This window comes from Psychrobacter sp. FME6 (assembly GCF_014861365.1).
In the GTDB taxonomy this organism is placed as follows: domain Bacteria; phylum Pseudomonadota; class Gammaproteobacteria; order Pseudomonadales; family Moraxellaceae; genus Psychrobacter.
The window spans coordinates 1-1,385 of the sequence record NZ_RRYW01000195.1; the positions used below are offsets into that span (position 1 = coordinate 1).

Annotated in this window: 1 protein-coding gene; it reads left to right on the forward strand. The window is 45.5% G+C overall.

Translation table 11 applies throughout. The features are described 5' to 3' along the window. The first annotated feature begins 204 nt into the window (after positions 1 to 204). Positions 205 to 1,218 (forward strand): polyphosphate kinase 2, encoded by a 1,014-nt coding sequence (ppk2, locus tag EI162_RS14175; RefSeq protein ID WP_263972279.1) that lies wholly within the window; start codon positions 205 to 207, stop codon positions 1,216 to 1,218. The last annotated feature ends 167 nt before the right edge of the window (positions 1,219 to 1,385 follow it).

The following is a 1,385-nucleotide window of genomic DNA, read 5'->3' on the forward strand; positions in this document are numbered from 1 at the left end:
TCAACGGGACGTTAATGGAGCAAAAAACATTCTCGCGGTCGGGCTTGGCCGTCTTCTTTAGTAGGAATCCCCTTCACTTTTAGGGTGGGGAGGAAGTCAAAGCAGCACAATAATAGAACGCAGCCAACGCTTAGCCTTACGGGTAGATATGTTAAAGTAAGGAGACAAACAATAAAAACCAAAAAATAGTTATAAGGAGTTTTTATGGGTAACAGACCCTCGGCCATTGATCCAAAACCCTTAACCTCAGAAGAACGCCATGAGTTTAACCCGCCTGAACAAGACAGTTTTATAGCAGGTATGAACAAAGAGCTATTTAACGATGAACTGCGACGCAAGATGTATGAAGACCTTATCGACACTTATGATGAAGAGCTAGAAAATGAAATAGACGATTACGTGCGTGATTTTCGCTTTGATGGTCGAGAGATGAGCGAAAAAGAAAGACTGGATCGCCAGATGTATTTTCAAGAGCTGGTACGGCTTCAGCGAGAACTCATCAAATTACAAGACTGGGTGGTTGCACGCGGTGAGCGCATTGTAGTGATATTCGAAGGCCGTGATTCTGCAGGCAAAGGCGGCGCTATCAAACGTATCACCCAGCGTTTAAATCCGCGTGTTTGTCGAGTGGCTGCCCTACCTGCGCCTACCGAGCGCGAACAGTCACAATGGTACTTTCAGCGTTACGTGGCGCATTTACCAGCCGCTGGTGAGATTGTGTTGTTTGACCGTAGCTGGTATAACCGCGTGGGCGTCGAGCGAGTTATGGGCTTTTGTACCGATGCCCAGTACGAGGAGTTTTTTCAGTCGGTACCTGCGTTTGAGCGTATGTTGGTACGCTCGGGTATTCGCTTAGTGAAGTACTGGTTTTCAATCACCGACGATGAGCAGCATTCGCGCTTTATGAGCCGAATTCATGACCCACTGAAGCAATGGAAGCTGTCTGCGATGGACTTACAGTCGCGACGACGCTGGGAGGATTATACCAAGGCAAAAGAGACCATGTTTGAGCGTACCCATATACCTGAAGCGCCTTGGTGGGTCGTTGAGGGCAACAATAAAAAACGCGCAAGGCTAAACTGCATAGCCCATCTACTCGAACAAATCCCCTATAAAGAAGTGCCACGTGACGAGGTTGAGCTACCCGATCGCAAGCGTGATGATGAGTATTATCGCGAGCCTATTCCAGATGATATGTATGTGCCACCGCGTTATTAAAGCGTGATAATACTTTTTGTTTCTTCGGTAAAAAAAGCAGCCTTATAGCTAATATAAGGCTGCTTTTTTATGGCATTATTTATTCCACATTTATCATTATATAGTTTATTTAGGTGTAATGGACAAAATTCATGCTAAAAAGTAGAAGGTAGTCGCTAATGGACATA

What these genes read in the sequence shown, in the direction of transcription:
- ppk2 (WP_263972279.1), top strand. Translation starts at nt 205, where the DNA reads ATGGGTAACAGACCCTCGGCCATTGATCCAAAACCCTTAACCTCAGAA.